The organism is Isoptericola sp. NPDC060185 (assembly GCF_042728595.1).
Taxonomy (GTDB): domain Bacteria; phylum Actinomycetota; class Actinomycetes; order Actinomycetales; family Cellulomonadaceae; genus Isoptericola.
Genome location: NZ_JBHWYY010000039.1, coordinates 1 through 24,342 on the forward strand (window position 1 = coordinate 1; position 24,342 = coordinate 24,342).

Annotated in this window: 19 protein-coding genes; 6 read left to right on the forward strand and 13 right to left on the reverse strand. The window is 73.1% G+C overall.

The annotated features are described in order from the left end of the window. Positions 1–28: 28 nt before the first annotated feature. From ACFWDO_RS13510 to ACFWDO_RS13540, 7 genes are all read right to left on the reverse strand, one after another. Positions 29–1,270, reverse strand: coding sequence for an MFS transporter (locus ACFWDO_RS13510; RefSeq protein WP_380324106.1), 1,242 nt, complete (start codon positions 1,268–1,270; stop codon positions 29–31). 131 nt (positions 1,271–1,401) lie between these two features. Then, positions 1,402–2,940, reverse strand: coding sequence for an alpha-N-arabinofuranosidase (locus ACFWDO_RS13515; RefSeq protein ID WP_380324109.1), 1,539 nt, complete (start codon positions 2,938–2,940; stop codon positions 1,402–1,404). Positions 2,941–3,104: 164 nt separating this feature from the next. Next, positions 3,105–3,395, reverse strand: a complete 291-nt coding sequence (locus ACFWDO_RS13520) for a DUF1905 domain-containing protein (protein WP_380324112.1) — start codon at positions 3,393–3,395, stop codon at positions 3,105–3,107. 56 nt (positions 3,396–3,451) lie between these two features. After that, complete coding sequence (locus ACFWDO_RS13525; protein WP_380324115.1) at positions 3,452–5,014, reverse strand: glucoamylase family protein; 1,563 nt, start codon at positions 5,012–5,014, stop codon at positions 3,452–3,454. Between the two features lie 88 nt (positions 5,015–5,102). Further along, a complete protein-coding gene (locus ACFWDO_RS13530; protein WP_380324118.1) occupies positions 5,103–6,326 on the reverse strand; it encodes a glycoside hydrolase family 1 protein in 1,224 nt (407 codons plus the stop codon). A gap of 62 nt (positions 6,327–6,388) precedes the next feature. After that, positions 6,389–7,987 (reverse strand): alpha-amylase family glycosyl hydrolase, encoded by a 1,599-nt coding sequence (locus ACFWDO_RS13535; RefSeq protein ID WP_380324122.1) that lies wholly within the window; start codon positions 7,985–7,987, stop codon positions 6,389–6,391. Further along, entirely contained in the window at positions 7,984–10,239 is a 2,256-nt protein-coding gene (locus tag ACFWDO_RS13540; RefSeq protein WP_380324125.1) for a beta-galactosidase, read from the reverse strand. The genes ACFWDO_RS13535 and ACFWDO_RS13540 overlap by 4 nt, the downstream gene beginning before the upstream one ends. A 129-nt stretch (positions 10,240–10,368) precedes the next feature. Here ACFWDO_RS13540 and ACFWDO_RS13545 point away from each other — a divergent pair, with 129 nt between their 5' ends. From ACFWDO_RS13545 to ACFWDO_RS13570, 6 genes are all read left to right on the forward strand, one after another. Then, on the forward strand, positions 10,369–11,385 hold the full coding sequence (locus ACFWDO_RS13545) for a LacI family DNA-binding transcriptional regulator (protein ID WP_380324128.1): 1,017 nt from the start codon (positions 10,369–10,371) through the stop codon (positions 11,383–11,385). 32 nt (positions 11,386–11,417) lie between these two features. Beyond that, a complete protein-coding gene (locus ACFWDO_RS13550; protein ID WP_380324131.1) occupies positions 11,418–13,094 on the forward strand; it encodes an ABC transporter substrate-binding protein in 1,677 nt (558 codons plus the stop codon). An 84-nt stretch (positions 13,095–13,178) separates the two neighbouring features. After that, positions 13,179–14,174 carry an ABC transporter permease gene (locus ACFWDO_RS13555; RefSeq protein ID WP_380325259.1) on the forward strand — a complete coding sequence of 332 codons (996 nt, stop codon included), beginning with the start codon at positions 13,179–13,181 and terminating at the stop codon, positions 14,172–14,174. Continuing rightward, the gene (locus tag ACFWDO_RS13560; protein WP_380325262.1) at positions 14,171–15,088 is read left to right on the forward strand and encodes an ABC transporter permease; all 918 of its coding nucleotides are present in this window, start codon (positions 14,171–14,173) and stop codon (positions 15,086–15,088) included. The genes ACFWDO_RS13555 and ACFWDO_RS13560 overlap by 4 nt, the downstream gene beginning before the upstream one ends. Then, positions 15,088–17,022, forward strand: a complete 1,935-nt coding sequence (locus tag ACFWDO_RS13565; protein WP_380325265.1) for an ABC transporter ATP-binding protein — start codon at positions 15,088–15,090, stop codon at positions 17,020–17,022. Before ACFWDO_RS13560 ends, ACFWDO_RS13565 begins: the two co-directional genes overlap by 1 nt. Next, on the forward strand, positions 17,019–18,479 hold the full coding sequence (locus tag ACFWDO_RS13570) for a sulfatase (RefSeq protein ID WP_380325268.1): 1,461 nt from the start codon (positions 17,019–17,021) through the stop codon (positions 18,477–18,479). The genes ACFWDO_RS13565 and ACFWDO_RS13570 overlap by 4 nt, the downstream gene beginning before the upstream one ends. Here the strand turns inward: ACFWDO_RS13570 and ACFWDO_RS13575 are convergent. From ACFWDO_RS13575 to ACFWDO_RS13600, 6 genes are all read right to left on the reverse strand, one after another. Continuing rightward, positions 18,476–19,210, reverse strand: a complete 735-nt coding sequence (locus ACFWDO_RS13575; RefSeq protein WP_380325271.1) for a VIT family protein — start codon at positions 19,208–19,210, stop codon at positions 18,476–18,478. The two genes, ACFWDO_RS13570 and ACFWDO_RS13575, sit on opposite strands and share 4 nt — an antisense overlap. Positions 19,211–19,271: 61 nt before the next feature. Next, on the reverse strand, positions 19,272–20,534 hold the full coding sequence (locus tag ACFWDO_RS13580) for an MFS transporter (RefSeq protein ID WP_380325274.1): 1,263 nt from the start codon (positions 20,532–20,534) through the stop codon (positions 19,272–19,274). Beyond that, the gene (locus ACFWDO_RS13585; protein ID WP_380325277.1) at positions 20,531–21,103 is read right to left on the reverse strand and encodes an ArsR/SmtB family transcription factor; all 573 of its coding nucleotides are present in this window, start codon (positions 21,101–21,103) and stop codon (positions 20,531–20,533) included. Before ACFWDO_RS13585 ends, ACFWDO_RS13580 begins: the two co-directional genes overlap by 4 nt. 85 nt (positions 21,104–21,188) lie before the next feature. Beyond that, positions 21,189–22,106: a cation diffusion facilitator family transporter gene (locus ACFWDO_RS13590; protein ID WP_380325280.1), complete on the reverse strand. Its 918-nt coding sequence runs from the start codon at positions 22,104–22,106 to the stop codon at positions 21,189–21,191. Further along, a complete protein-coding gene (locus tag ACFWDO_RS13595; RefSeq protein ID WP_380325283.1) occupies positions 22,103–22,468 on the reverse strand; it encodes an ArsR/SmtB family transcription factor in 366 nt (121 codons plus the stop codon). Before ACFWDO_RS13595 ends, ACFWDO_RS13590 begins: the two co-directional genes overlap by 4 nt. 142 nt (positions 22,469–22,610) lie before the next feature. Then, on the reverse strand, positions 22,611–24,119 hold the full coding sequence (locus tag ACFWDO_RS13600; RefSeq protein WP_380346987.1) for an alpha-amylase family protein: 1,509 nt from the start codon (positions 24,117–24,119) through the stop codon (positions 22,611–22,613). Positions 24,120–24,342: the final 223 nt, after the last annotated feature.

Consider the following 24,342-nt stretch of genomic DNA (forward strand, 5'->3'; position numbering starts at 1 on the left):
GAGCACGGAACGGGCCCTCGTTCCGTGCTCAACCGCCTGTTCGGCGGTCGCCGCGGCGCAGGACCGCGAGGTTGAGCGCCGCCGCGGCGAGCAGCACGACGGCGGTGGCGACGAAGACGGCGCGCAGACCGGCCTGCGCGGCGACGAGGCCGCCGAGCACCGGGCCGGCGACCTGCCCCACGTACTGCGCGGAGACGCCCAGCCCCAGCACCCGGCCGACGGCGTCCGGCGGGGCGAGGTGGCGCACGGCCGCGGTGATCGACGGGAGCAGGCCGCCGAGGCTGAGGCCCAGCAGCACGCGCAGCACGCCCAGCTGCCAGACGTTCGTCACGAGCGCCTGCGCCAGCGCCAGGACGCCCGCAGCGGCGAGGCAGGCGACGACGACGCGCGTGTGCCCGACCCGGTCCGCGAGCCGGCCGACGCGGGGCGCCGCGACGACGCTGCCGACGGCGGTCAGCGCGACGAGGATCCCCGCGACGCCCGCCGCGTGCGAGAGCTGGCCCAGGTCCTCGACGTACACGGTGACGATCGGCTCGATCGACATCGTCGAGAACAGCAGCAGGCTCGACGTGGCCAGCAGCGCGACGACGGCACCCGGGCGCTGCACCTGCGACCACACGCCGCGTCGTCGGGCGGCGGCCCGGGGCGCACGCGGGCCGGTCCGCGGCTCGCGGAGCAGGAACGTCGTGGCGAGGAACGCCAGGAAGATCACCGCGCCGCACACGACGAACGTCGGCCGGATGCCCACCCAGGCAGGCACGAAGCCGCCCACCAGCGGGCCGACGACGTTGCCGGCGAGGATCCCCGAGGACAGCACCCCGATCGCCCACGCGCTGCGGTCCTTCGGCGTCTGCGCAGCGACGAGGATCGTGGCGCCGGAGGAGTAGCCGCCGAGCAGGCCCACCAGCAGCCGCACCGCGACGAGCTGCTCGACGCTCTGCACGAACCCGAGCAGCGTCATCGCCACCGCCATGCCGAGGCTCGCGCGCACGAGCATGGACTTGCGGCCGAACCGGTCGCCGAGCGCTCCCCACAGCGGCGCGGTGAGCGCCGCCGTGAGGAACGTGGCCCCGTACGCGATCCCTGACCACCGCACGACGGCGCCCGGGTCGTCGACGCCGAGCTGCCGCACGTACTCCGGCAGGAACGGCACCAGCAGCGTCATCGCGACGAGCGTGGTGAACGACCCGGCCGTGCCGACGGCGAGGTTGCGCCGCCAGTGCGGATGCTCGACGGCGACGGAGGGGTCCTCGACGGCAGGGCTGGTCATGCCCCTGGTCTACACCCGGCGTCCATGAGACGGGATGATCCGTCTCACATAGCGGTCGCGCTGGCATCGACGTAGCGGTGGGTCGTCGTCCTGGGGCGGGACGACGACCCATCGCTACGTCACGCCGCGGCCTACGACCCGAGCGTGAGGCGCACCGTCGCGAACGCCGCCGGCGGCAGCTCCGCGGTGAGGACGCCGCCCTCGACGCGCACGCCGTCCAGCGGGCGCGGGGCGACGGCGTCGGGCGTGTCGAAGGTGTTGTGCGCGGCCGGGTCGTCGGCGGCGAGCACGGTGGCGACGGGGTCGCTCACCGCGTGGCCGCGCAGGTCGATCCGCACCGTGGCGGGTGCGTCCGGGTCGAGGTTGGTCAGCGACACCAGCACCGCGCCGTCCTTCGTGGACGCCGACGCCGAGACCGTCCCGACCGGAGTGCCGTCGACATCGTGCGTGGCGCGTGCGACGCGCTCGCGCACCGGCAGGCTCGCGGCGTCGTGGTGCCCCGCGCTCATGGCGAACGCGTGGAACGTGGGCGTCTTGATCATCTTCGCGCCGTCGGTGAGCAGCATGGACTGCAGCACGTTCACCGTCTGCGCGATGTTCGCGAGGCGCAGCCGGCGGGCGTGGTCGTGGAAGGCGTCGAAGTGCACCGCGGCGACGAGGGCGTCGCGCATCGCGTTCTGCTGGTACAGGAAGCCGGGGTTGGTGTCCTTCTCGACGTTCCACCAGGTGCCCCACTCGTCGAGCGCGAGCCCGATCCGTGCCTGCGGGTCGTAGGCGTCCATCACGGCGGAGTGGCCGGCGATGATGCGGCGCACGTCGAGCGCCTTGCGCATCGTGGCCCAGTACTCGTCGCGCGTGAACTCGGTGGCGGCGCCCTTGTCCCCCCACGTCCCGGCGAACGTGTAGAAGTGGAACGAGACCATCTGCCACAGGTCGCGCGGGTCGGCGTCGCCGAGCTTCGCCACCTGCTGCATGAGCGTCTCGGTCCAGGCGTAGTCGTCGTCCGACGCGCCCGCGGCCACCCGCACCAGCTTGTTGCCGCCGTGATCGCGCGCGTAGGTCGCGTGCTGCCGCGCGAGCGACGCGAACTGGTCGGCGCGCAGGTTGCCGCCGCAGCCCCACGGCTCGTTCCCGATGCCGAAGAACGACACGCCCCACGGCTCGTCGCGGCCGTGCTCGCGGCGCAGGCGCGCCATCGGCGAGTCGTCGCCGCGGGTCAGGTACTCGACCCAGTCCGCGGTCTCCTGGACCGTGCCCGAGCCGACGTTCCCCGAGATGTACGGGGCCGTGCCGAGCAGGTCGCACAGCGCCATGAACTCGTGCGTGCCGAAGGAGTTGTCCTCCACGACGTCGCCCCAGTGCGTGTTGACGATGCGCGGCCGGTCGGCGGCCGGGCCCACGCCGTCGCGCCAGTGGTACGTGTCGGCGAAGCAGCCGCCGGGCCAGCGCAGGTTGGGGATGGCGAGCTCCCGCAGCGCCTCGACGACGTCGGTGCGGATGCCGCCGACGTTCGGGATGTCGGAGTCCTCGCCCACCCAGAAGCCCTCGTAGACGCACCGGCCGAGATGCTCGGCGAAGTGCCCGTACAGGTGGCGGCTGATCGTGGGGCCCGGGACGTCGAGGTCGACGACGGCGTCGAGGGCGAGGGGGGTCGAGGTCGGGTCGCTCACGGGGCTCTCCTGCAACGTTGTAGGTGGTGGCCAGACCCTACCCGCGCCGGGCCCCGCCACCGCGAGGTGGTTCAGCTCTTGCCGAGGTAGTGGACCAGTCCACTACCTCGGCACGATCCGGACTACCTCGGCAGGGTGCGTACCACCTCGGCGGGCGGACGTGCTCAGATGCCGTCGAGGGTGAGCCGCACGACGACCTCGTCGCCGTCGTCCACGCCCTCGGGCCGGCGCACGGCGTCCTTCAGCGGCACGAGGTAGCCGCCGTCCTTGGGGAACAGCGAGGTGGTGAACGTGGTGCCGCCGAGGCGGCCCGTCACCGGGATGACGCCCCAGCCGTAGGTGACCAGGGGCGCGACCGCGGCGATCTGCTCCGCCTCGGCGTCCGGCACCGCGACGTAGTAGTACGGCGCCGGGCCGCGCCACTGGAACACCACGCCGCGCACCTCGAGCTCCATGCGCCCAGCGTGCCGCCCGCCGGTGACACGGGCGAGCGGCACGCTGGGCCGTGAGCTCAGTCCCGGCCGGCGGCGGAGAACCGCTCCATCGCCATGAGCGGTCGCAGGGCGGTCTCCATCGAGCCGTCGGAGACGTACCGGCGCATGTCGTCGTCCGCCAGCGCGTTGCCGAGGGCGGCCATGATCATGCCCTGGTCGAGCGCCAGGTAGCGCTGCGAGACCTGCCCGCTGCGCACCGCGACGGAGTCGTAGAACCCGCCCGGGCCGTACGCGTCGAAGTCCCGGGCGATGCGGCGCAGGTTCTCCACCGCCTGCCCGGGCGCGTACCGCAGCGCCAGGAAGGACGCGTGCGGCGTGACCACGCCGTCGCCGTACGACGTCGGCGCAGGAGAACCCTCGCGGCAGCCGGCGTACGGCTGGTCGACCGACGTGCGCTCCTGGTCGGAGGTGTAGCCCGCGCCGTCGAGCCCGAGCTGGTCCACGCCGTACTCGCGATAGCCGCCCGCCGGGTTGTTCGACGGGGAGAAGCCCCAGTACCCGTACCGGGCCTCCTTGAGGCCGTGCTCGATCTGGCCCCGCACGTACAGCGGGTGGTTCACCCCCCACGAGTCCGGGCCCCAGGTCTCCTCCGGCACGAACAGCGGCACCATGAGCGCCTCGAACATGCTGCCGCCCCAGGTGGGCACGACCTTCATGCCGCGGTACGGCAGCGCGCCCTCGAAGACCCGGACGCCCAGGTACTCCTCCCAGGTGCCCGCCGCGTCCGTCTCGGTCCACGACCAGTCGCAGCTCTCCGACGGGTAGGCGCGGACCGTGCCGAAGTAGTGCTTCGCCGGGATCTGCCCGGCCGCGATGCCGAGGTACGACGCGATCCGCGGCTCGGTGTTGAACGCGCCGTAGTGGTGGCCCGTGTACCAGACGTCGGTGCCCATGCCGCAGTAGTCGCCGGCGACGGCGGCGTCGTTCGCCCGCGTCTCCCAGAACCCGCCGCGGATCTGGTTCTCCGCGGGGTTGTAGTAGCACCCGAAGTCCATCCGGTCGCGGACGGCGTCGGCCTCGGCGGCGAGCGACGGCTCGGCCCGGCTGGTCAGCAGCAGGCCCGTGGCGAGCCAGCCGTTGTCCACGCTCGAGAGGAACTGGTCGATCGGCCCGCCCCCGGGGAAGGTCTCGAGCCGCTCCCCGGTCGCCGGGTCGTACCAGTTGTAGAACATGCCGCTCGGCTCGTGGATCTGCATCCGCGACACGGTGTCGAGCGTGGCGGTGAGCCGCGACCGGGCCTCGTCGGCGTCGATGAGGCCGACGTCGCGCGCCACGACCGTGCTCCACAGGTACGCGCCGATGTTGGTCGGCGAGGTGTAGCCGCCGCGGGTCCCGGGGTCGAGGTCCCCGCCGATGTTGTCGTCGGGCAGGCCGGTGTCCTCGTCGACCAGCGCCTCGAACGACCGCCAGGTGTCCGCGGCCCACGTGCGCAGCTGCGGCGTCGGACCGTACGGGGAGTCCTGCGTGCCCGGCTCGCCCGGATCCTCCGGGGCGGGGTCGGCGCTCGCGGCGCCGGGGATCGTGGCCAGCGCCAGGCCGGTGGCGGCCAGGGCGGTGACCAGGGTGCGTCGGGTCCTCATGGTGCGGTCCTCACTTCCTCGTGCGGTGTACCAGGTCAGGGGTGTGCGCGGCGGCGGCGCTCCCCAGCGACGCGCCGCCGCGCACGGATCAGGAGGCGATGGCGGCCTCGAAGATCGCCTCGGCCTCGGGGCGCGCCTCGGCGCGGGGCAGCACGTTGCGCTGCGCCAGGTCACCCAGCCAGGCGAGGCTGGGCTTGGGGGAGCGGACGAACGTCTCGCGGTCGACGGCGATGAGCCCGAAGGTGGGGCGGAAGGAGCCCCACTCGTAGTTGTCGAGCAGCGACCAGTGCAGGTAGCCCCGCACGTCGCAGCCGTCGTCGATCGCGGAGGCCAGGCCGCTCAGCGCGCCGGTCGTGTAGTCGATGCGGCGGGAGTCGTCGGAGGTGGCCATGCCGTTCTCCGTGACGATCATCGGCACGCCGCCGGTGACGTCGCGCGTGTGCCGCAGGGCGTGGCCGAGGGCCTCCGGGTAGTACTCCCAGCCGGTGAGGGTGCGCTCGACGCCCTCGGGGAAGTCCACGGGGCCGTCGGGGCCGATGATCGTGCGCAGGTACGACTGGACGCCGACGAAGTCGTCGCCGCGGGACTGCTCGAGGAAGAAGTCCTCGCGCCAGTAGCCCCACGCGTCGCGCTCGGCCTCGTACCCGGGCACGGCCTGGTACACCTGGTTCGCGACGGTCCAGCCGGCCTTGACGTGGCCGAGCCCGCGCAGCACGTCCGTCGACGCGTGGTGCGCGCGGGCGATCACCTCGGCGGCGTGCGGCGACGGGCCGGGGAAGTTCACGCCCACCTCGGTGTCGATCTTCGCCTCGGTCTGGTTGACCATCATGTTCGGCTCGTTGATCGTCACCACCCAGCGCACGTCGTCGAGGATCGCCGACGCCGTCTCCGTGAAGCGGCGGAACCGGTCGACGGCGTCGGGGGCGTACCAGCCGCCCTCGTCCTGCTGCCAGCGCGGCACGGTGAAGTGGTGCAGCGTCACGACCGGCTCGACGCCGAGGTCGCGGCAGGTGTCGATCATGCGGCGGTAGTGGTCGAGCTGGGCGCGGGAGACGACGCCCTTCTCGGGCTCGATGCGGGCCCACTCCAGCGAGAAGCGGTAGGAGTTCAGGCCGGCGTCGGCCAGCAGGCGCATGTCCTCGCCGTAGCGGTGGTACGAGTCGCAGGCGTCGCCCGACGGCTCCTCGACGTGGGTGTCGGGGGCGTGCTCGAGCACCCAGTGCCCGGTGTTGGTGTTGCCGCCCTCGATCTGGTGGCCGGCGGTGGCCGCGCCCCAGAGGAAGTCGCGGGGGGCGGGGGTGAAGTGCGTCATGGGTGGTTCCTTCGTGCGTCGTTGCAGGTGGTCCGTGGTTCTGGTGGTGCCGGTGGGGCGGTTCAGGCGAGGTCGAGGACGGCGTACCCGTGGCCCTCGAGGTGCACGACGTCGCCCTCGGTGCGGAGCCCGTGCGTCTCGACCGCGCGCGCCGCGCCCGCGCCGGGCACCGCGATCGACACGGGTGCGCGCCCCGGGTTGAGCACGACGGCGAGGGTGCCGCGCAGGTACGCGAACGGGTAGCCGGTGGCCAGCACCTCGACCGGGGCGGAGGCGTCCAGGCGGGGGTCGGCGGTGCGCAGGTGCGCGAGCCGCCGCACGAGGTGCAGCAGCGAGCCCTCGTCGTCGAGCTGGGCGGCCACCGTGGGCCGGTCGGGGTCCGGGTCCTGGGGCAGGTACCGCGACTCGGCGACGTCGGGGCCGAGGCGGCCCGCGGGGACGTCGCCCCACTGCATGGGCGTGCGGGAGCCGGCGCGGTCGTAGGTGGGGCTGAGCCGCGACCCCTCGAACGTGGGGGTCTCCGGCACGAAGCGCATGCCGATCTCGTCGCCGTAGTAGATCGACGGCATGGACGGCCAGGTCAGCGTGAGGACCAGCGCCGCGCGCGCCTGCTCGGCGTCGCGCGCCCCGGCCACGAGCCGCGTGAAGTCGTGGTTCGACGTCGGCAGGCCCGTGAGCCCGCCGCGGCCGGCCGCCTCGATCGCGCCCGTCGCCTCCCGCCACGCGGCGACGAACGTGGCGGCGTCGCCGCGCGCCTCGGCGTCGGCCCAGCTCGGTACCTCGCCCCACGACGGGTTGACCGTGCCGGCGCCGTTGTTCCACAGGGAGCGCAGCGGCAGGCCGTCGTCGTCGCCCCCGAACTGGAGGAAGAAGTCGGCGTGGAACCCGGACGGGACGGACACGCGCGGGTCGCCCCACTCGCTGATGAGGACCCGGCCCGGATACGTGGCGTCGAGCCACTCGCGGGTCTCGCGCCACAGCCTCCCGGTCTCGACGAGGCCCGGGTCGTCCTTGACGAGCGACGCGGCCATGTCGACGCGGAAGCCGGCGACGCCGAGGTCGAACCAGTGCGCCATGATCTCGCGCAGCGCGGCCCGGTTGGCCTGCGGGCCGGGCGCGTCGACGGGCTGGCGCCACGGCTCGTCCGGGTGCTGCCGTGCGTAGCCGAAGTTCAGCGCGGGCTGCACCGGGAAGAAGTTCGGCAGGTAGTAGCCGCCGCGGCGGCCCGGGCCGGGCTGGAACCCGTCGACGGGGACGTCGCTCCACACGTACCGGTGGTCGTCGGGGTCGTCGGCGGACGCGACGAACCACGGGTGCTGGTCGGAGGTGTGCCCGGCCACGAGGTCGAGCAGCACGGAGATGCCGCGCTTCCCCGCCTCCGCGGTGAGCTCCGCGAGGTCGTCGTTCGTGCCGTAGCGCGGCGCGATGGTGAGGAAGTCCGCGACGTCGTAGCCGGCGTCGGCGAACGGCGAGACGAAGCACGGGTCGAGCCACACCGCACCCACGCCGAGCCACTGCAGGTAGTCGAGGCGGGCGGTGATGCCGGCGAGGTCGCCGATGCCGTCGGCCCCGGCACGGCCCGAGTCGGCGAAGCTCTGCGGGTACAGCTGGTACAGGACGGTGCGCCCGAGGCGCGGGGCGAGGTCGGTGGCGGCGGTCATCGCGCGTTCTCCTTCTCTCCGGTCCAGGCAACGGTGGCGTGCGCGTCGCCGGGGCGCTGGACGAGCCAGGCGCCCGTCCGGCCGGACAGGGTCATCGGTGCGGGGAGCAGCGCCGCGCCGTCGCGCTCGGGCAGGACCTCGGCGTCCCACGGCGAGACGTTGAGCAGGTGCACGACGCGCGTGCCGTCGGGGGCGGCCGCCGGCACGACGACCACGCCGGGCACGGACGACGTGAGCCCCACCAGCGGCCGGGCGCCGAGCTCGGCGAGCAGGCGGTCCCACACCGGCGGCAGGCACGGGAGGTCCGCGGCCACGACCAGGACCTGCCCGGCGCCGTGCGGCACGCGCGCGACGCAGGCCTCGCGGGCGGCGGTCCCGCCGGCGTCGGCCACGCGGGCGAGCACGTCGGCGTCGTCGGGCAGGGAGAGCGGCTGGACGAAGCCGACGCGGACCTCGGCCATGTCGAGCCGGTCGTCGGCGGGCACGACCGAGGGGAAGAACGTCGGGCTGCCCTCGACCCGCTCGCCGGCGCCGATCCCGAGCGCGTCGACGAGGCGGGTGGCCGGGCGGCCCAGCATGTCCTGCGTGGGCAGCGGGCCGTGCAGGAGCAGGCGGCCGCCGGCGGCCACCCAGTCCACGACCTTCTGCTGGACGTCGTCGTCGAGGTACGGGGTGGGCGCGAGCGCGAGCACCCGGTCGTGACCGAGGTCGAGCGGGCCGTCCTGCAGGTTCACGGCGTCGGGCGCGAACCCGCCGACGACGAGGGCCCGCGTGAGGATGTCGCGCGGCCCGGAGCCGCGGAAGCGGTCCAGCTCGTCGACGAACCGCTGCTCGCGCTCGGAGGCGGGGTAGCGGTACTCGGTCATGTAGTGGTCGGGGACGAAGCCGAGCGTGACCGGCGGCGTCTCGGGCCGCGCGGCGCGCAGCAGGTCGGCCTGCGCGGCGACGCCCGTGGTCGCGGCGCGCAGCATCGGGTACGACGGCGAGGGCCGGCCCTCGGGGTCGATCGGTGCGGCGAACCCGTGGCGCTCGCCGGTGAACGCGACGCGGTCGTTGCCGTCGTACGCGGGCTCGAACAGCGCCGGGTTCCGGCCGCCGGTGAGCAGGTAGTAGTTGACGAACGTGTTGCCCTGGGCGAGGCACGTCTGGAGCTTGAGCGGCGCGGCCTCGGGGCCGGTCTCGACGCCGAGGGACTCGCCGTAGTCGCCCGTGCCGACCTCGAACTCGAGGCTGCCGGTGGGCTGGCCGGGCACGGTGGTGGCGGCGACGAAGGCGTTGGACGCCCAGAACCCGGGCAGCTTCTCGAGCGTGAGGTCGCCGATGTAGTAGTCGGTGCCGGGCAGCACGTCGGTGCGGCCGGCCCACGTGCGGTAGAGCTGGGAGATGCCGAGGGGGAACATGCGCGCCGCGCCGCCCCAGCACCCGTGGATGTTGACCAGGAACGGCACGTCGACGCCGAGCTCGCGGGCCCAGCCGGCCAGGGTCGCCACGTACGACGCGTACTTCTCGCGGGTGAACCGACCGAGGTCGCGGTGGAGGGCGAGGACCACGTCCTCGTCGGGGGAGCGCAGCGCCGGCCCCCAGGCCGCGGCGTCCTCGGGGTCCAGACCGTAGCGGTCCTGCACTGCCTGGGCGCCCTCGGCGGCGACGAGGTGCGCGACCAGCTCGGCGACGGTGCGGTCGGACAGGTCGGGGGAGTTCGTGACCCACGGCAGCATGCCGATCTCGTTGTCGAGCTGCACCCCCACGACCGTGCCGCCGCGGGACGGCGTGCGGGCCGCGAGCACGGGGATCACGGCGTCGTACCAGCGCCGGCAGGCGGCGAGGTAGGCGGGGTGCGTGTAGTCGACGACGGTCTCGGCCGGGGTGCTTCCGTCCCAGCTCGGCGGAACCACCTCGGGGTGGTCGCGGAACAGGCTGAACGGCAGGCCCTCGTGCTTCAGCTCGGCCATGACGAACGGGCCGGGCCGGGCGATCACGGCCAGCCCGCGCGCCGCGCACAGGTCGAGGAACCGGCCCAGGTCGAGGGCGGGCCGGGTGCGGCCGGCGAGGTCGAACGAGCCGTCGGGCAGCTCGTGCACGAGCCACGGGACGTAGGTGGCGATCGCGGTGACGCCGGTGGCGACGGCGGCGTCGAGCCGGCTCTCCCACTCGGTCGCGTCGAGCCGGAAGTAGTGGACCTCGCCGGACAGGACGAGGTCGTCGTGCAGGGTGCGGACGCGCGCCGACTGCGGCGTCGGGGTGGGTGCCAACGAGCTACTCCTTCGTAGGTCTGCGGGTGGCGTGGGTCACGTCGAGAGTTGCATGTAACCGGTACCACGCGCCATAGTAGGCAATGTAACCGGTTACATCTACCGGCCTCGACGACGAGGAGTTGAACCATGGCCAGCGCAGGTCGTCCGACGGTCCGCGACATCGCCCGGCACGCCGGCGTGTCCGTCGCCACCGTCTCGCGCGTCACCCGGGACGACCCGAAGGTGGCGCCCGCCACCCGGGAGCGGGTGCAGGCGAGCATCGACGCGCTGGGCTACACGCCGTCGGCCCTCGGCCTCGGGCTCGCCTACCAGCGGCACCACACGCTCGGCATCGTGCTGCCCGGCCTGGGCGGCCCGTACTTCGCGGACCTCGTCCAGGGCGTCGAGTCCGTCGCCGTCGAGGCGGGGATCGCCGTCAACGTGCTGGGCACCCACTTCCGGCCCGACGCCGCCACGTCCGTGCGCCAGCTCGCGCAGCGCACGGACGCCCTCGTGGTGCAGGGCGGCACCGTGGACGCGGACCTCCTCGTGGAGCTCGCCGCGGCGATGCCCGTGGTGGTCGTGGCCGCCGTCAACGACCGGGTCCCCACCGTCCGCACCGACGGCCGCGCCGCGGCGGACGAGATCACCAGCCACCTGATCGAGGTGCACGGCTACCGCCGGCTGCGCTTCCTCGGGTCGCCGCGGGGCTCCTCCGACCCGGCCGCGCGCTACCGCGGCTTCCGCGACGCGCTCGCGGCGCACGGGCTCGAGGAGTCCGCACCGCCGCTCGACTTCGGCTTCGAGGCCGAGTACGGCGCGATGGCGGCCCGCGAGCTGGACGCCGCGGGCGAGCTTCCGGAGGCGCTGGTGTGCGCCAACGACGAGCTGGCGTTCGGGGTCATGGCGACCCTGCCCGGCCTGGGGCACCCGATCCCCGCGGAGATGGCGATCGTCGGCTTCGACGACAACTCGCTCGCCGCGCTCGCCTCTCCCACCCTCACGACCGTGCACCAGCCGACCTTCGAGCTGGGTGCGACGGCGGCGCGGATCGCGCTGGAGCCGACCCGGGACGGGTCGGCCTCCACGGTCCCGCTGCCACCCGACGACCGGGTCCTGGAGACCCGTGCCGTGATCCGCGAGTCCTGCGGCTGTCAAGGCTGACGGTCCGCAGTCTTCAACGAGGAAGGTTGTTCATGACTCCCACCACCACGCGGCGGCGCGCCGCCGCGCGCTTCGTCGCCTGTGCCGGGGCGGCCGCGCTGCTGCTCACCGGCTGCTCCACGGCCAACCAGGGCGACGGGGACCGCACCACCGACGACGGCCGCATCGCCTACCTGACGCTGGGCAACTTCTCGAACGTGTCCAACCCGCAGGCGAACTACAACCCGTTCTCCACGACGGCGATCGGCCCCCTGTGGACGATCTACGACCCGCTGTTCGAGGTGAACAAGTACGACTGCAGCGAGGTGCCGCAGCTCGCGACCGACTACTCCTGGTCGAGCCCCACCGAGATGCACCTGACGCTGCGCGACGGCGTCACGTGGAACGACGGGAAGCCGTTCACGGCGAAGGACGTGGCGTACACGTTCACGCTGCTCAAGGACACCCCCGCCCTGGACCTCAAGGGCGTCGGCGCGCACGTGAAGTCCGCGGAGGCGACGTCCGACACCGAGGTCACGCTGACGTTCGACGGCCCGGCGTACTCGATCAAGGACAAGATCCTCGAGACGGTCATCGTGCCCGAGCACGTGTGGTCGTCGGTCGCCGACCCCACCACGTACACCGCCGAGGACGCGGTCGGCACCGGGATGTTCACGGTGAAGTCGCTCAACCCGCAGCAGTTCACGGTCGAGGCGAACCCCGACTACTGGCAGGCGGACAAGGTCAAGGTCGACGAGCTGCGCTTCACCAAGGCGGCCGAGGGCCAGGTGGACCAGCTCAAGCTGGCCCGTGGCGAGTACGACAGCAACGCGATGTTCGTGCCGGACGTCGAGAACTCGTACGTGGCCAAGGACCCGGAGCACAACAAGTACTGGTTCGCGTCCGGCTCGCCCATCTCGCTCTACATGAACCTCACGAAGGCGCCGTTCGACGACGTGGCGTTCCGCCAGGCGATCACGCAGGCGATGGACAAGGACCGCCTCACGCAGGAGGCCGGCTCCGGCTACGTGAAGCCCGCGAGCCAGAGCCTGCTGGTGCTGCCCGGCCAGGCGGACTGGCTCGACCCGTCGATCCCCGACCAGGGCATCGTGAAGTACGACCCCGACGCCGCCTCCCAGGCGCTCACCGACGCCGGCTACGCGCTCGACGCCAAGGGCAAGCGCCTCGGCAAGGACGGCAAGCCGATGAAGTTCTCGTTCGAGACCCCCAACGGGTGGTCCGACTGGACGGCCGCGGCCGACTCGATCAAGGCCGACTTCGCGAAGCTCGGCATCGACGTCGACGTCGAGACGCCGGACTACCCGACGGTGGAGCAGCACCGCCTCACCGGCAAGTACGACATGACGTTCGGCGTGCGCGGCGGCCTGTGCTCGATGTACCAGAGCTTCGCCGAGCCGCTCGACTCCGCCAACTCGGCCCCGGTCGGCAAGAAGGCCACCACCAACGAGGTGCGCTGGGACGACGCCGCCACCGACGAGCTGCTCGACCAGCTCGAGGTCACCGAGGACCCCGAGGCGCAGAAGCCGATCGTGCACCAGCTCGAGCAGATCATGATGGACCAGGTGCCCTTCATCCCGCTCTGGTACGGCGGCAAGTGGTTCGAGTACAACACCCAGCGCGCGACCGGCTGGCCCAGCGCCGAGGACCCGTACGCGGGCTCGGACAACTCCCGCCTCATCTACACGTCCCTGGTCCCTGCCCAGGGCTGACGCCGACCCGGCGGGATCCCGCCGGCGGTCCGTCCGATCGTGACGGACCGCCGGCGCCCCCGCCCGACCCGAGGTGGAAGCACCATGACCTACTTCGCGCGGCGCATCGGATTCTTCGTCCTGACCCTGTGGGGCGCCGTCACCCTCAACTTCCTCATCCCGCGCTTGTCCGCGGGAGACCCCGCCCAGGCGATGCTCGAGCAGGTCGCCGTCAAGGACGGCTACGTCGACCCCGCCCAGCTCGAGGCCGTCCGGGCCATGCTGGGCGTGCCCGACGCCTCCCTGTGGGCGCAGTACGTGGACTACCTGAAGAACCTGGCCGCCGGGAACTTCGGGGTGTCGTACACCTACTTCCCGTACACGGTCACCGACGTCATCGGCGACGCCCTCCCGTGGACGATCGTGCTGCTCGGCACCACGCTGATCCTGTCGTTCGTCATCGGGACGCTGCTCGGCGCCTGGGTGGCCTGGCGCCGCAACTCCGGGTTCGACGCCGTGATCACGGTCGGGTCCAGCTTCCTCGGCACCCTGCCGTTCTTCTGGCTGGCGCTGCTGCTCATCTACGTCTTCGCGATCACGCTGGGCTGGCTGCCGCCGTCGGGCGGGTACTCCGGAGCCGTCGAGCCGGGCCCGTCGCCCGAGTTCTTCGCGGACGCCTGGCAGCACTTCCTGCTGCCCGCCGCCGCCATCATGATCACCGGCCCGATCGGCTGGATGCTCGGGATGCGCAACAACATGGTCGCCTCCCTCGGTGAGGACTTCACGCGGTTCGGCCGCGCCAAGGGCCTGTCCGCGCGCGTCCTCGCGCTCAACTACGGCGCCCGCGTGGCGATCCTGCCGAACATCACGGGCTTCGCGCTCGCGCTCGGCGGCCTCGTCGGCGGCACCGCGCTCGTCGAGCAGGTCTTCAACTACCCCGGCATGGGCCGGCTGCTGCTCGAGGCCGTGGGCAACAAGGACTACCCGCTCATGCAGACGATCTTCCTGTTCTCCACGGTCGGCGTGCTGGTCGCGAACCTCGCCGCCGACCTGCTCTACGGCGTCCTCGACCCGCGGGCCCGACGGAAGGAGGCGGCATGACCGCCGCGACGATCGACCGGCCCGCGGCGTCCGCGCCGGCCGCGGGGCGCCGCCGGAGCCGCGCGCTCCGCACGCCCCAGTGGTTCGACATCCTGTGGCGCAACAAGAAGGCCCGCTTCGGCATGGTCCTGCTGGCCGCGTTCCTCCTCATGGCGCTGTTCGCGCCGTGGCTGGCGCCGTACGACCCGCACCAGAACGGGTTCCCCCCAGGGCTGCCGCCGTCGTCCGAGCACTGGCTGGGCACCACCGGCCGCGGGTTCGACGTCGCCTCGCAGGCGATCTGGGGCGCGCGGACGTCGCTGCTGGTCGGCCTCGTCGCCGGGTCGATCTCCACGGCGATCGCCCTCGCGATCGGCATGACCGCCGGCTACCTCGGCGGGCTCACCGACGAGGTGCTGTCCTTCCTCACCAACCTGGTCCTCGTGGTCCCGACGCTGCCGCTCATGGTGGTCCTCGCGGCCTACATGCCCGGCGGGGGCGGCGTCTGGATGGTCGTCGTCGTCATCGGGATCACCGGGTGGGCCGGCGCCGCGCGCAACAAGCGCGCGCAGATCCTCACCCTGCGCAACCGCGAGTACATCCAGGGCGCGCGGCAGGCCGGCGACGGGATCTTCCACATCGTGTTCCGCGAGATCGCCCCCAACATGACGTCGCTCATCGTCGTCGGCTTCATCGGGGCCGTCGGCGGCGCGATCGGCGCCGAGGCGGGCCTCGCGTTCATCGGCATCGGCGACCCGGAGACGATCTCCTGGGGCACGATGCTCTACTGGGCGAACCAGGACGGCGCACTCCTGACCGGCGGGTTCGCCCGCCTGCTGGTGCCCGGCCTGCTGCTCGCCCTCCTGACCACGGCGCTGACCTTCATCAACTTCGGGGTCGACGCGCTGAGCAACCCGCACCTGAGGGAGCAGTGATGGCACTCGTCGAGGTGGAGCACCTCTCCGTCGACTACCGGTCCCGCGACCTGCCGCCGTCGCACGCCGTCCGGGACGTGTCGTTCGACATCGCCGAGGGCGAGTTCGTGGGCCTGCTCGGGGAGTCCGGGTGCGGCAAGTCGACGCTCGGCAACGCGATGCTACGGCTGCTGGACAAGCCCGCGCACCACGCCGGCGGCTCGGTCCGGTTCGACGGCGACGACCTGTTCGCGATGAGCGAGCGCGACGTGAACAAGCTGCGGTGGCGGGAGATCGCGACCGTCTTCCAGTCGTCGATGAACGCGCTCAACCCGGTGCTGCGCATCGAGAAGCAGTTCCACGACGCGATGGACGCGCACGGCTGGTCCACGGCCGTCGACGGCGACCGGCACGCCCGCATCCGCGAGGTGCTCGGCGACGTCGAGCTGGACGCCGACCGGGTGATGCGCTCGTACCCGCACGAGCTGTCCGGGGGGATGCGCCAGCGCGTAGTCCTCGCGCTCGCGCTCGTGCTGCGCCCGCGCTTCGTGCTGCTCGACGAGCCCACCACCGGGCTCGACGTGCTGGTGCAGCGGTCCATCGTGGAGCTGCTGCGCCGCATCCAGCGCGAGCAGGGGTTCACGGTGCTGTTCATCAGCCACGACCTGGGCACGGTGCTGGAGATCGCCGACCGCGTCATGGTGATGTACGCCGGCGAGATCGTGGAGAGCCGGCCGAGCGCCGAGCTCGCCGCGGACCCGCTGCACCCGTACTCGCACGGCCTGCTGGGGTCGTTCGACGACCCGCGTGCCGAGGAGGTCTCCGTGGCGTACATCGCGGGCCGTCCGCCGGCGCTCACCGAGCCGCCGCCCGGGTGCCCGTTCGCGCCCCGCTGCCCCTCGCGGATGGCGGCGTGCGACACCGTCGTGCCGACGCTCGAGCCGGCCGGTCCGGTGTCGGTGGAGCTCGGCACCCGCCGGGCGGCGGCCGCGTCGTCGGGAGCGTCGGGCGAGTCGCTGGTGCGCTGCCACCTGCACACCGAGGTGGGCCGCGCCGAGCGCGCCGCCGGGGCCGAGCTCGTCGCGCCCCGCTTCGCCGAGGTGACGGCGTGGGCGTCCGAGCGCGTGAGCGACCCCGACCGCGCGCCGCTCGTCGTCGTCGAGGACCTGGTCAAGACGTACGACCGCCGCCGCGGCCTGCGCAAGGAGACGGTCGAGGCCGTGAAGGGCGTGTCGTTCACCCTCGCGCCCGGCCAGGTGCGGGCGCTCGTGGGGCAGTCCGGCTCGGGCAAGTCCACGATCGCGAAGCTGCTGACCCGCAACGAGCGGGCCACGTCGGGCACGCTGCTGGTCGACGGCGTCGACCCGGGCACCCTGCGCCGGGGTGCCCTGCGCGAGTACCGGTCGCAGGTGCAGATGGTGTTCCAGGACCCGTTCGCCGCGCTCAACCCGACCAAGACCATCGGCTACAGCCTCGGCCGGCCGCTGCGGAACTACCTCGGCCTGACCGGCGACGCCCTGCACGAGCAGGTGCTGGCGCTGCTGGAGTCGGTGGGGCTCTCGCCCGCCGCCGCGTACGTGGACAAGCTGCCGCACCAGCTCTCGGGCGGGCAGCGGCAGCGCGTCGTGGTGGCGCGCGCGATGGCTCCGCGGCCGCGGCTGCTCATCGCCGACGAGCCGATCTCCATGCTGGACGTGTCCATCCGGGCGGAGATCCTCGAGCTGCTCGCGGACACCGTGCGGGAGCAGGACGTGGCGATGCTCTACATCACCCACGACCTGCTCAGCGCCCGGCTGCTGGCCGACGAGATCATGGTGATGCGCTCCGGCGAGATCGTCGAGCAGGGGCCCACGGTGCGGGTGGTGCGCGACGCGCAGCACGAGTACACGCGCGCGCTGCTCGACGCGATCCCCAACCCGGAGCGCGGCGGCGAGCCGGCGGTGGTCGCCCCGTGACCGGAACGGTGAGGCGGCCGAACATCGTCCTCGTCCTCACCGACGACCACGCGGCGCACGCGATCGGGGCGTACGGGTCGGTGGTGAACACGACGCCGCACATCGACGCGATCGCGGAGCGCGGGGTGCGTCTCGACCGGTGCTACGTGACGAACTCGCTGTGCACGCCGTCGCGGGCGTCGATCCTCACGGGCACGTACTCGCACGTCAACGGTGTGACGACGCTGTCGACGCCGATCGATGCGAGCCAGCCGACGTTCGTCTCGCAGCTGCGCGAGGCGGGTTACCGCACGGCCGTCGTCGGCAAGTGGCACATGGGCCACGGCGCCGGGCACGACCCCGAGGGCTTCGACTACTGGGACGTGCTGCTGGACCAGGGCGAGTACCACGACCCCACGTTCCGGTCGGCCGTGGGCGAGCGCACCGTGCCGGGGTACGCGACGGACGTCATCACGGACCTGGCCCTCGGCTGGCTGGAGTCGCTGGAGGGCGACGACCCGTGGTGCGTGCTGATCTGGCACAAGGCGCCGCACCGGTCGTGGGAGCCGGACGAGGCGCACGCGGACCTGTACTCCGACCCGATCCCGGTGCCGGCGACGTTCACGGACGACTACGCGACGCGCACGTCGTCGGCCCGGCGGGCGGCGATGCGGGTGGCGGACCACCTCACGTCGACGGACCTCAAGGTGGACCCGCCGGCCGGGCTGTCCTACGACGAGCTGGCGCTGTGGAAGTACCAGCGGTACATGGAGGACTACCTGCGCTGCGTGGCGTCGGTGGACGACAACGTGGGCCGGGTGACCGACTGGCTCCGCGAGCGCGGCGAGGAGGACGACACCCTGGTGCTGTACTCCTCCGACCAGGGGTTCTTCCTCGGCGACCACGGGTGGTTCGACAAGCGGTTCATGTACGAGGAGTCGATCCGCATGCCCTTCGTGCTGTCCTACCCGCGGCTCGTGCCCGCCGGGCAGGTGCACGACGGCATCGTCACGAACGTGGACTGGGCGCGCACCGTGCTCGACGCCGCCGGTGTCGACCCGCACCCGCGGATGCAGGGCCGGTCGTTCTGGCCGGACCTGGTGGGCGGGGCCTCCGGGGGAGCGGAGCCGCCCGCCGACGGCTTCTACTACCGCTACTGGGAGCACCACGACGGCGTCCACCACGCGCCCGCGCACTACGGCTACCGGGACCGGCGGTACAAGCTCGTCTACTACTACAACGACGGGATGGGGCTGCCGGGCGCGGGGTGGCCGACGTTCCCCGGGGAGTGGGAGCTCTTCGACCTGCACGACGACCCGGACGAGCTGCGGAACGTCGCCGACGACCCCGCGTACGCCGAGGTCCGGGCGCGGCTGGAGGTCGCGCTGTGGAGGGCGCAGGCCGCCGTCGGGGACGAACCGCACCCCGGCCAGCCGGTGCCCGCGGGGGTGGTGGGCGCCCCGTCGTCGGGCACCTAGACGGCGCCGGTCGTCCCCAGCAGGGAGCCCAGGGCGAAGGTGACGCCGAGCGCCAGTGCACCGCCGATCACCACGCGGGCCACGGAGCGGGTGCGCGACGAGCCGCCGATCCAGGCGGCGAGGGCGCCGGCGGCGCCGAGGGCGGCCAGCACGACGACGAACGTCGCGCCTATCTTCCACGGCTCGGGGATGAGCAGCACCGCGAGCATCGGCAGGATGCCGCCGGTGAGGAACGCGAGCAGCGACGCCCACGCGGCGTGCCAGGGGCTGACGACGTCGTCCGGGTCGATGTTGAGCTCGGCGGACAGGTGCGCGCCGAGGGCGTCGTGGCGGGTGAGCTCGGTGGCGACCTGCCGTGCCGTGCCCTCGCTCAGGCCGCGCTCGCGGTAGAGGCCGACGAGCTCGTCGAACTCCTCCTCGGGCATGGTGGCGAGCTCGTGCTTCTCCTTGGCGATGAGGGCCTTCTCGCTGTCGGACTGGCTGGACACCGACACGTACTCGCCGAGCGCCATCGAGATCGCGCCACCGACGAGGGCGGCCAGCCCGGCCGTGAGCACGGCGGCGCGCTCCGGGGTCGCGGCCGCGACGCCCACGACGACCGCGGCGACGGACACGATGCCGTCGTTGGCGCCGAGGACGCCGGCGCGCAGCCAGTTGAGGCGCTGCGCGAGGCCGCCGACGTGCGGCTCGTCGGCGTGGCCTGTCGGGGTGGTCTCGGCGCGGGCGGACATGTGCCCAGCACAGCACCGCCGGTCACGGGGCGCCACGGGGACGGGCGCCCCGTGGCACGTCTCACGGGCGCTTCCCGAGCGACATCTCGCGGAACAGCGGGTTGCGCAGCGGGACCATCATGAGCACGGTCATCGCGGCGCCGAAGACGGCGAACGGCACCCACAGGGTGGTGGCCGACGCGAGCGCCCCGAAGGCCGCCATCGCCAGGGGCATGAAGACGTCGTCGCCCAGGCGGGTGATCGACGCCATCCGCCCCAGGTACGACGGGTCGACGGTGCCGGCGAACGTGGCGCCGAGCAGGGTGGAGGCGTACCCGGCCGTGAGGCCGACGACGAGGCACGCGGCCCCGGCGACGCCGACCGGCCCGGTGCCGAGGGCCACGATCGCCAGGCCCTGCACGGCCAGCGCCGCGAACCCGGCGCGGGCCTCGCGCCGCGGCCGCCAGCGGGCGACGGACAGAGCCCCGAGCGCGGCGCCCAGCCCGATGCACGCCTCCAGGATGCCGACGGCGCGGGCGCCCCAGCCGGCGTCGTGGGCCCGCAGGGCGATCCCGATGCCGACGGCGGGCCCGACGGCGAGGTTGAGGCCCGAGAGCGCGATCACGAGGGTGCGGGTGGTGGGCACGTCGCGCAGGTGGGCGAAGCCGCGACGGATCCCGCGGAACGCGGACTCCTTGTCGGCGCGGGGCAGGGCGAACCGCGGGCGCAGCCAGATCGCGACGAACGCGACGACGACGGCGAACGTGACCGCGTTCGCGCTCGCGCTGCCGAGGAGCCCCGACCGGGCGACGAGGAAGCCGCCCACCGCGGAGCCGCCCATCGTGGCGAGCCGGGACGCCGTCTGGGCGACGGCCGTGTACGAGGGGAGGTCCTCGGTCCGCACCAGCTGGCGCGCGATCGTGCTGGCCGACGGTTCGTAGAACGCGTCGCAGACGCCGAACGCGACGGCGGCGAGGGTGAGCAGGAGCACCGTCGGCGGCGAGGACAGCACCCACAGCGCGGCCCCGACCAGCACGGCCACCCGCAGCACGTTGCAGACGATCATGACGCGCCGCGCGTCGACCCGGTCGGCGAGGACGCCGCCGAAGAGCAGCACCACGGCGCGGGGCGCGGTCCCGGCGGCCACGACCAGCCCGGCGACGGCGGGGCTGGCCACCTGCACGGCGGTCCAGGCCAGGGCGATGGACCAGATCGCGTCGCCGGCGTCGGACAGCGCCTTGACGCCGATCCACGCGTGCACGGCGCGGTCGCGGCGGAACGTCGGCGGCTCGCGCAGCAGCACGGGCTGCGGGGCGCTGGTGGTCCCGCTCGTGGTCCCGGTCATGGCACCGTGGGGAAGCCGTGGGCGAAGACGAAGACCGGCATGCGCTCGGGGCTCGTCCTGGGCTCGCCGTCGCCGTCGCTGTCGGGGGCGAGGCCGGCCTGCCAGGCGGCGAACGTCTCGCGCATCGCGGCGGAGAGGGCCGCCAGCTCGTCCGGGGTGGCCCAGGCGACGGTGTCGATGCTGAACGCGGCGCGCGACCACTCCGGCAGCGGCGTGGTGCGGCGGTGCCAGGCGCGCAGCCGGCCGACGTGCGTCTCGACGTTCGCCCGCTCGGCCTCCCGGGCGAGCAGCGCGTCGGCGGGGGAGTCGGAGAAGTCGTCGGCCGACCAGCTCAGGCCCTGCCGTGACGCGCGCCACCAGCTGGTGCGGCGGTCTCCCGTGCGGTCGGGGGCCTGCTCGACGACGCCGGCCCGCTTCAGCATCCGCAGGTGGTGGCTGACGCTGCCCACCTGCTGCCCGAGCTCGCGCGCCAGCGTGGTCACCTGGGTGGTGCCGTGCAGGCTCAGATAGTCGTAGATGCGCCGCCTCGCCGGGTGGTGCACGGCGGTGATCGCCTCGATCTCTTCCATGCCGACGACGCTAGGCGCGCGCCGCAAGGAGTACAAGACTTCTTGTATATCGCGGAATCATGCGGTTTTCGAGGGCGTGGGTGGCTCAGGCGTGCGTGGGGTGCTCGTGGTCCGGGTGGGTGTCCGGCTCCACCTGGAAGGTGGAGTGCTCGACGGCGACGTCGAAGTGGGTGGCCACGCACTCCTGCAGCTCGTCGAGGATGCGGCCCGCGTGCCCGTCGGTGAAGCAGCCGGAGTCCACGACGACGTGCGCGGACAGGATCGGCAGGCCGGTGGCGATGAGGGAGGCGTGCACGTCGTGCACGTCGCGCACGTGCTCGACGCGCAGCAGGTGCGCGCGCACCTCCTCGAGGTCCAGCCCCGGCGGCGTGGACTCCAGGAGCACCGACCCGGCGGCCCGGGCCAGCCGCACCGCCCGGGGCAGGATGAGCGCCCCGATCAGCAGGGCCGCGACGGAGTCGGCCCGCTGCCAGCCGGTGGTGGCGATGACGATCGCGGCCACGATGACGCCCACGGACCCCAGCGCGTCGTTGACGACCTCGAGGAACGCCGCCCGGAGGTTGAGGTTCGCGTCCCGGCGCCCGGCGAGCACCGCCATCGACGCGAGGTTGCCCACCAGCCCGATGACGCCGAAGACGACGAGCTGCGTGGACGGGATCTCCGGCGGGTGCGCGAGCCGCAGCACCGCCTCGACCAGCACGTACACGCCGACCACGAGCAGCACCGCCGCCTGCGCCAGCGCCGCCAGCACCTCGGCCCGCCGGTACCCCCACGTGCGCTGCGGCGACGGCGGCCGCAGCGACAGGTGGGCCGCGAACAGGGCGAGGGCCAGGCCGCAGGCGTCGGTGAGCATGTGGGCGGTGTCGACCAGCAGCGCGAGGCTGCCGGTGACCAGCGCGCCCACCGCCTGCGCCACGAGGATGAGGGCGGTGATGGCGAACGCGATCGCCAGCCGGCCGCGATGGTCGGCGGCGGCGTGCGCGTGGTCGTGGCCGTGGCTCACGCGGCGTCCTCCGCGCCGGTCGGACCGTGCGCCGTGGCGCACGTGCAGTCCGGGCCGCAGCAGTCCGGGTCGACGACGAGCGTGAGGCGCAGCAGGTCGCCGAGCGCGTGCGCGAGGTGCGGGTCGGACAGCCGGTACTCGGTACGGCGCCCGTCCGGGCGGCCCACGACCAGGCCGCAGCCGCGCAGGCACGCGAGCTGGTTGGACATCACCTGCTTGGAGACGCCGAGCGTCGCCGCCAGGTCGGTCGGGTAGGCGGGCGCGTCGCGCAGGGCGAGCAGGATGCGCGTGCGCGTGCCGTCCGACAGCGCGTGCCCCAGCCGCGCCAGCGCCGCGGTGTGCGTGAGCGTCACGGTCTCCATGGCCGCGACGGTACATGGCCTCGTGTACTCACGCCAGGGCGTCCCGCGTCCGGACGCAGGAGCGGGGGCCACCTCCGTGAGGTGGCCCCCGCTCGTCACCGTGGAGAACGGCCCGGTCGGTCCCGATCAGGCCGCGGCGCGGTTACTTCGCGCCGGCCGGCAGCAGCGCGACGATGCCGTGGGCGGGGACGGTGGCCGTGAAGGCGCCGTCGGCGCCGACGGTGTACGTCGCGGCCGAGTCGTCGCCGGCGGCGACGTTCGTGTACTCGCCCGCGGGCAGCGAGGTCGTGTAGGTCTGCTCGGCCTCACCGTCGCCGTTGTTGAGGGCGACGAAGCCGGCGTCGCCGCGGCCGAAGGCGATCTGGTTGCCGCCGTCGTCCCACCAGTCGGTGAGCTCGGTGCCGTCGACGGCGTGGTGGAACGCCACCATCCCGGCGATGGCGGGGTCGCGCTGGATGCAGCTCCAGGCGTCGCTGCCGCAGTCGGCGTCGTCCACGCCGGTGGCGGTGGCGCCGGGCGCACCGGCGTCCTTGTCGCCGAACGTGTAGCCGGTGTAGAGGGAGGGCGACCCGTACGGGAACGCGAGCATGAACGCCGACGCGAGGGTGTAGGCGTCGCCGTCCTTGTACGTCAGGGTCTCGCCGTTGCGCTCGGTGTCGTGGTTGGTGACGAAGACGCCGGCCTCGTCGGACGGGAGCTTGCCGTCGGCGATGCCCTGCAGGCTCGCGAGCTGGCCACCGAACGCGCCCTTGAGCTGGCGGGCGTAGTTGAACTCGTGCACGTCGCCGTTGCCGACGTACTCCGCGGGCTGGACAGGCTCGCCACCGGCGCCGATGACCTCCTGGACCCAGTAGATGTCCGGGTTGCTCAGCTTCGCCTTGATGGCGGCGAGATCCTCGGCCGGCATGTGCTTCGCGGCGTCGATGCGGAAGCCCTGCACGCCCAGGTCGATCAGGTCGTTCAGGTAGCCCGCGATCTTGTCCTGCACGTCCGGGGAGCCGGTGCGCAGGTCCTGCAGCGACACGAGACGGCAGTTCTGCACCTCCTGCTTGTCGCCGTAGTTCGCGATGTTCTTGCGGCAGTCGTTGAAGTCGCCCGGGCCGTAGGGCACGCCGGGGAAGTCGTCGACGGCGAACGACGTGCCCGCCACCCCGGTCCCGGCGCCCTGATCAGCCCCGGTGGTGTGGTTGATGACGGCGTCCGCGACGACGCCGACGCCGGCCTCGCCGCAGGCGTCGACCATCGCCTTGAACTCCTCGCGGGTGCCGAGCTTGGACTCGATCTTGTAGCTGACCGGCTGGTACGACGTCCACCACTCGGTGCCCTGGATGTGCTCCATCGGCGGCGACACCTGGACTGCGTCGATCCCGGCCGGACCGATCGTGCTGGTGCACTCCTCGGCGACGGACGTCCACGTCCACTGGAACATGTTGAGGATGACGTCGCCGTGCGCGACGCCGTCGGCCGCTGCGGCCGGCTCGGCCGCGACGGGCTCTGCCGCGGCAGGCTCGGCCGGTGACGGCTCGGAGCTCGCGGAGGTCGCGGTCGTGACCAGCCCTGCGGCGGCGAGGCCCGCCGCCGCCGTGGCGGCGACCACGCGCCCGACCTTGCGGCCTCGGGTGCGGTGGGTCGTTGCTTCTGCGTGCTTCATTGCTTGCTGTCTCCTTCGTGTTCGAGCGGGTCCCGAGGGGCCCGCCGTCACCCCGGCTGCGATGCCGGGGCGTCGTGCACTGCGGAAAACCGCACCGACGACGTCAGGTCTGACGACATCGTCGACTCGAGCAAGGTTTCAGAGAATTGCTGCAACTGTCCAGTCCGCCATGTCGGAGGGACGTGATCGGCCGACGGGGCCCCGCACCCGCCGGTGGTGCGGG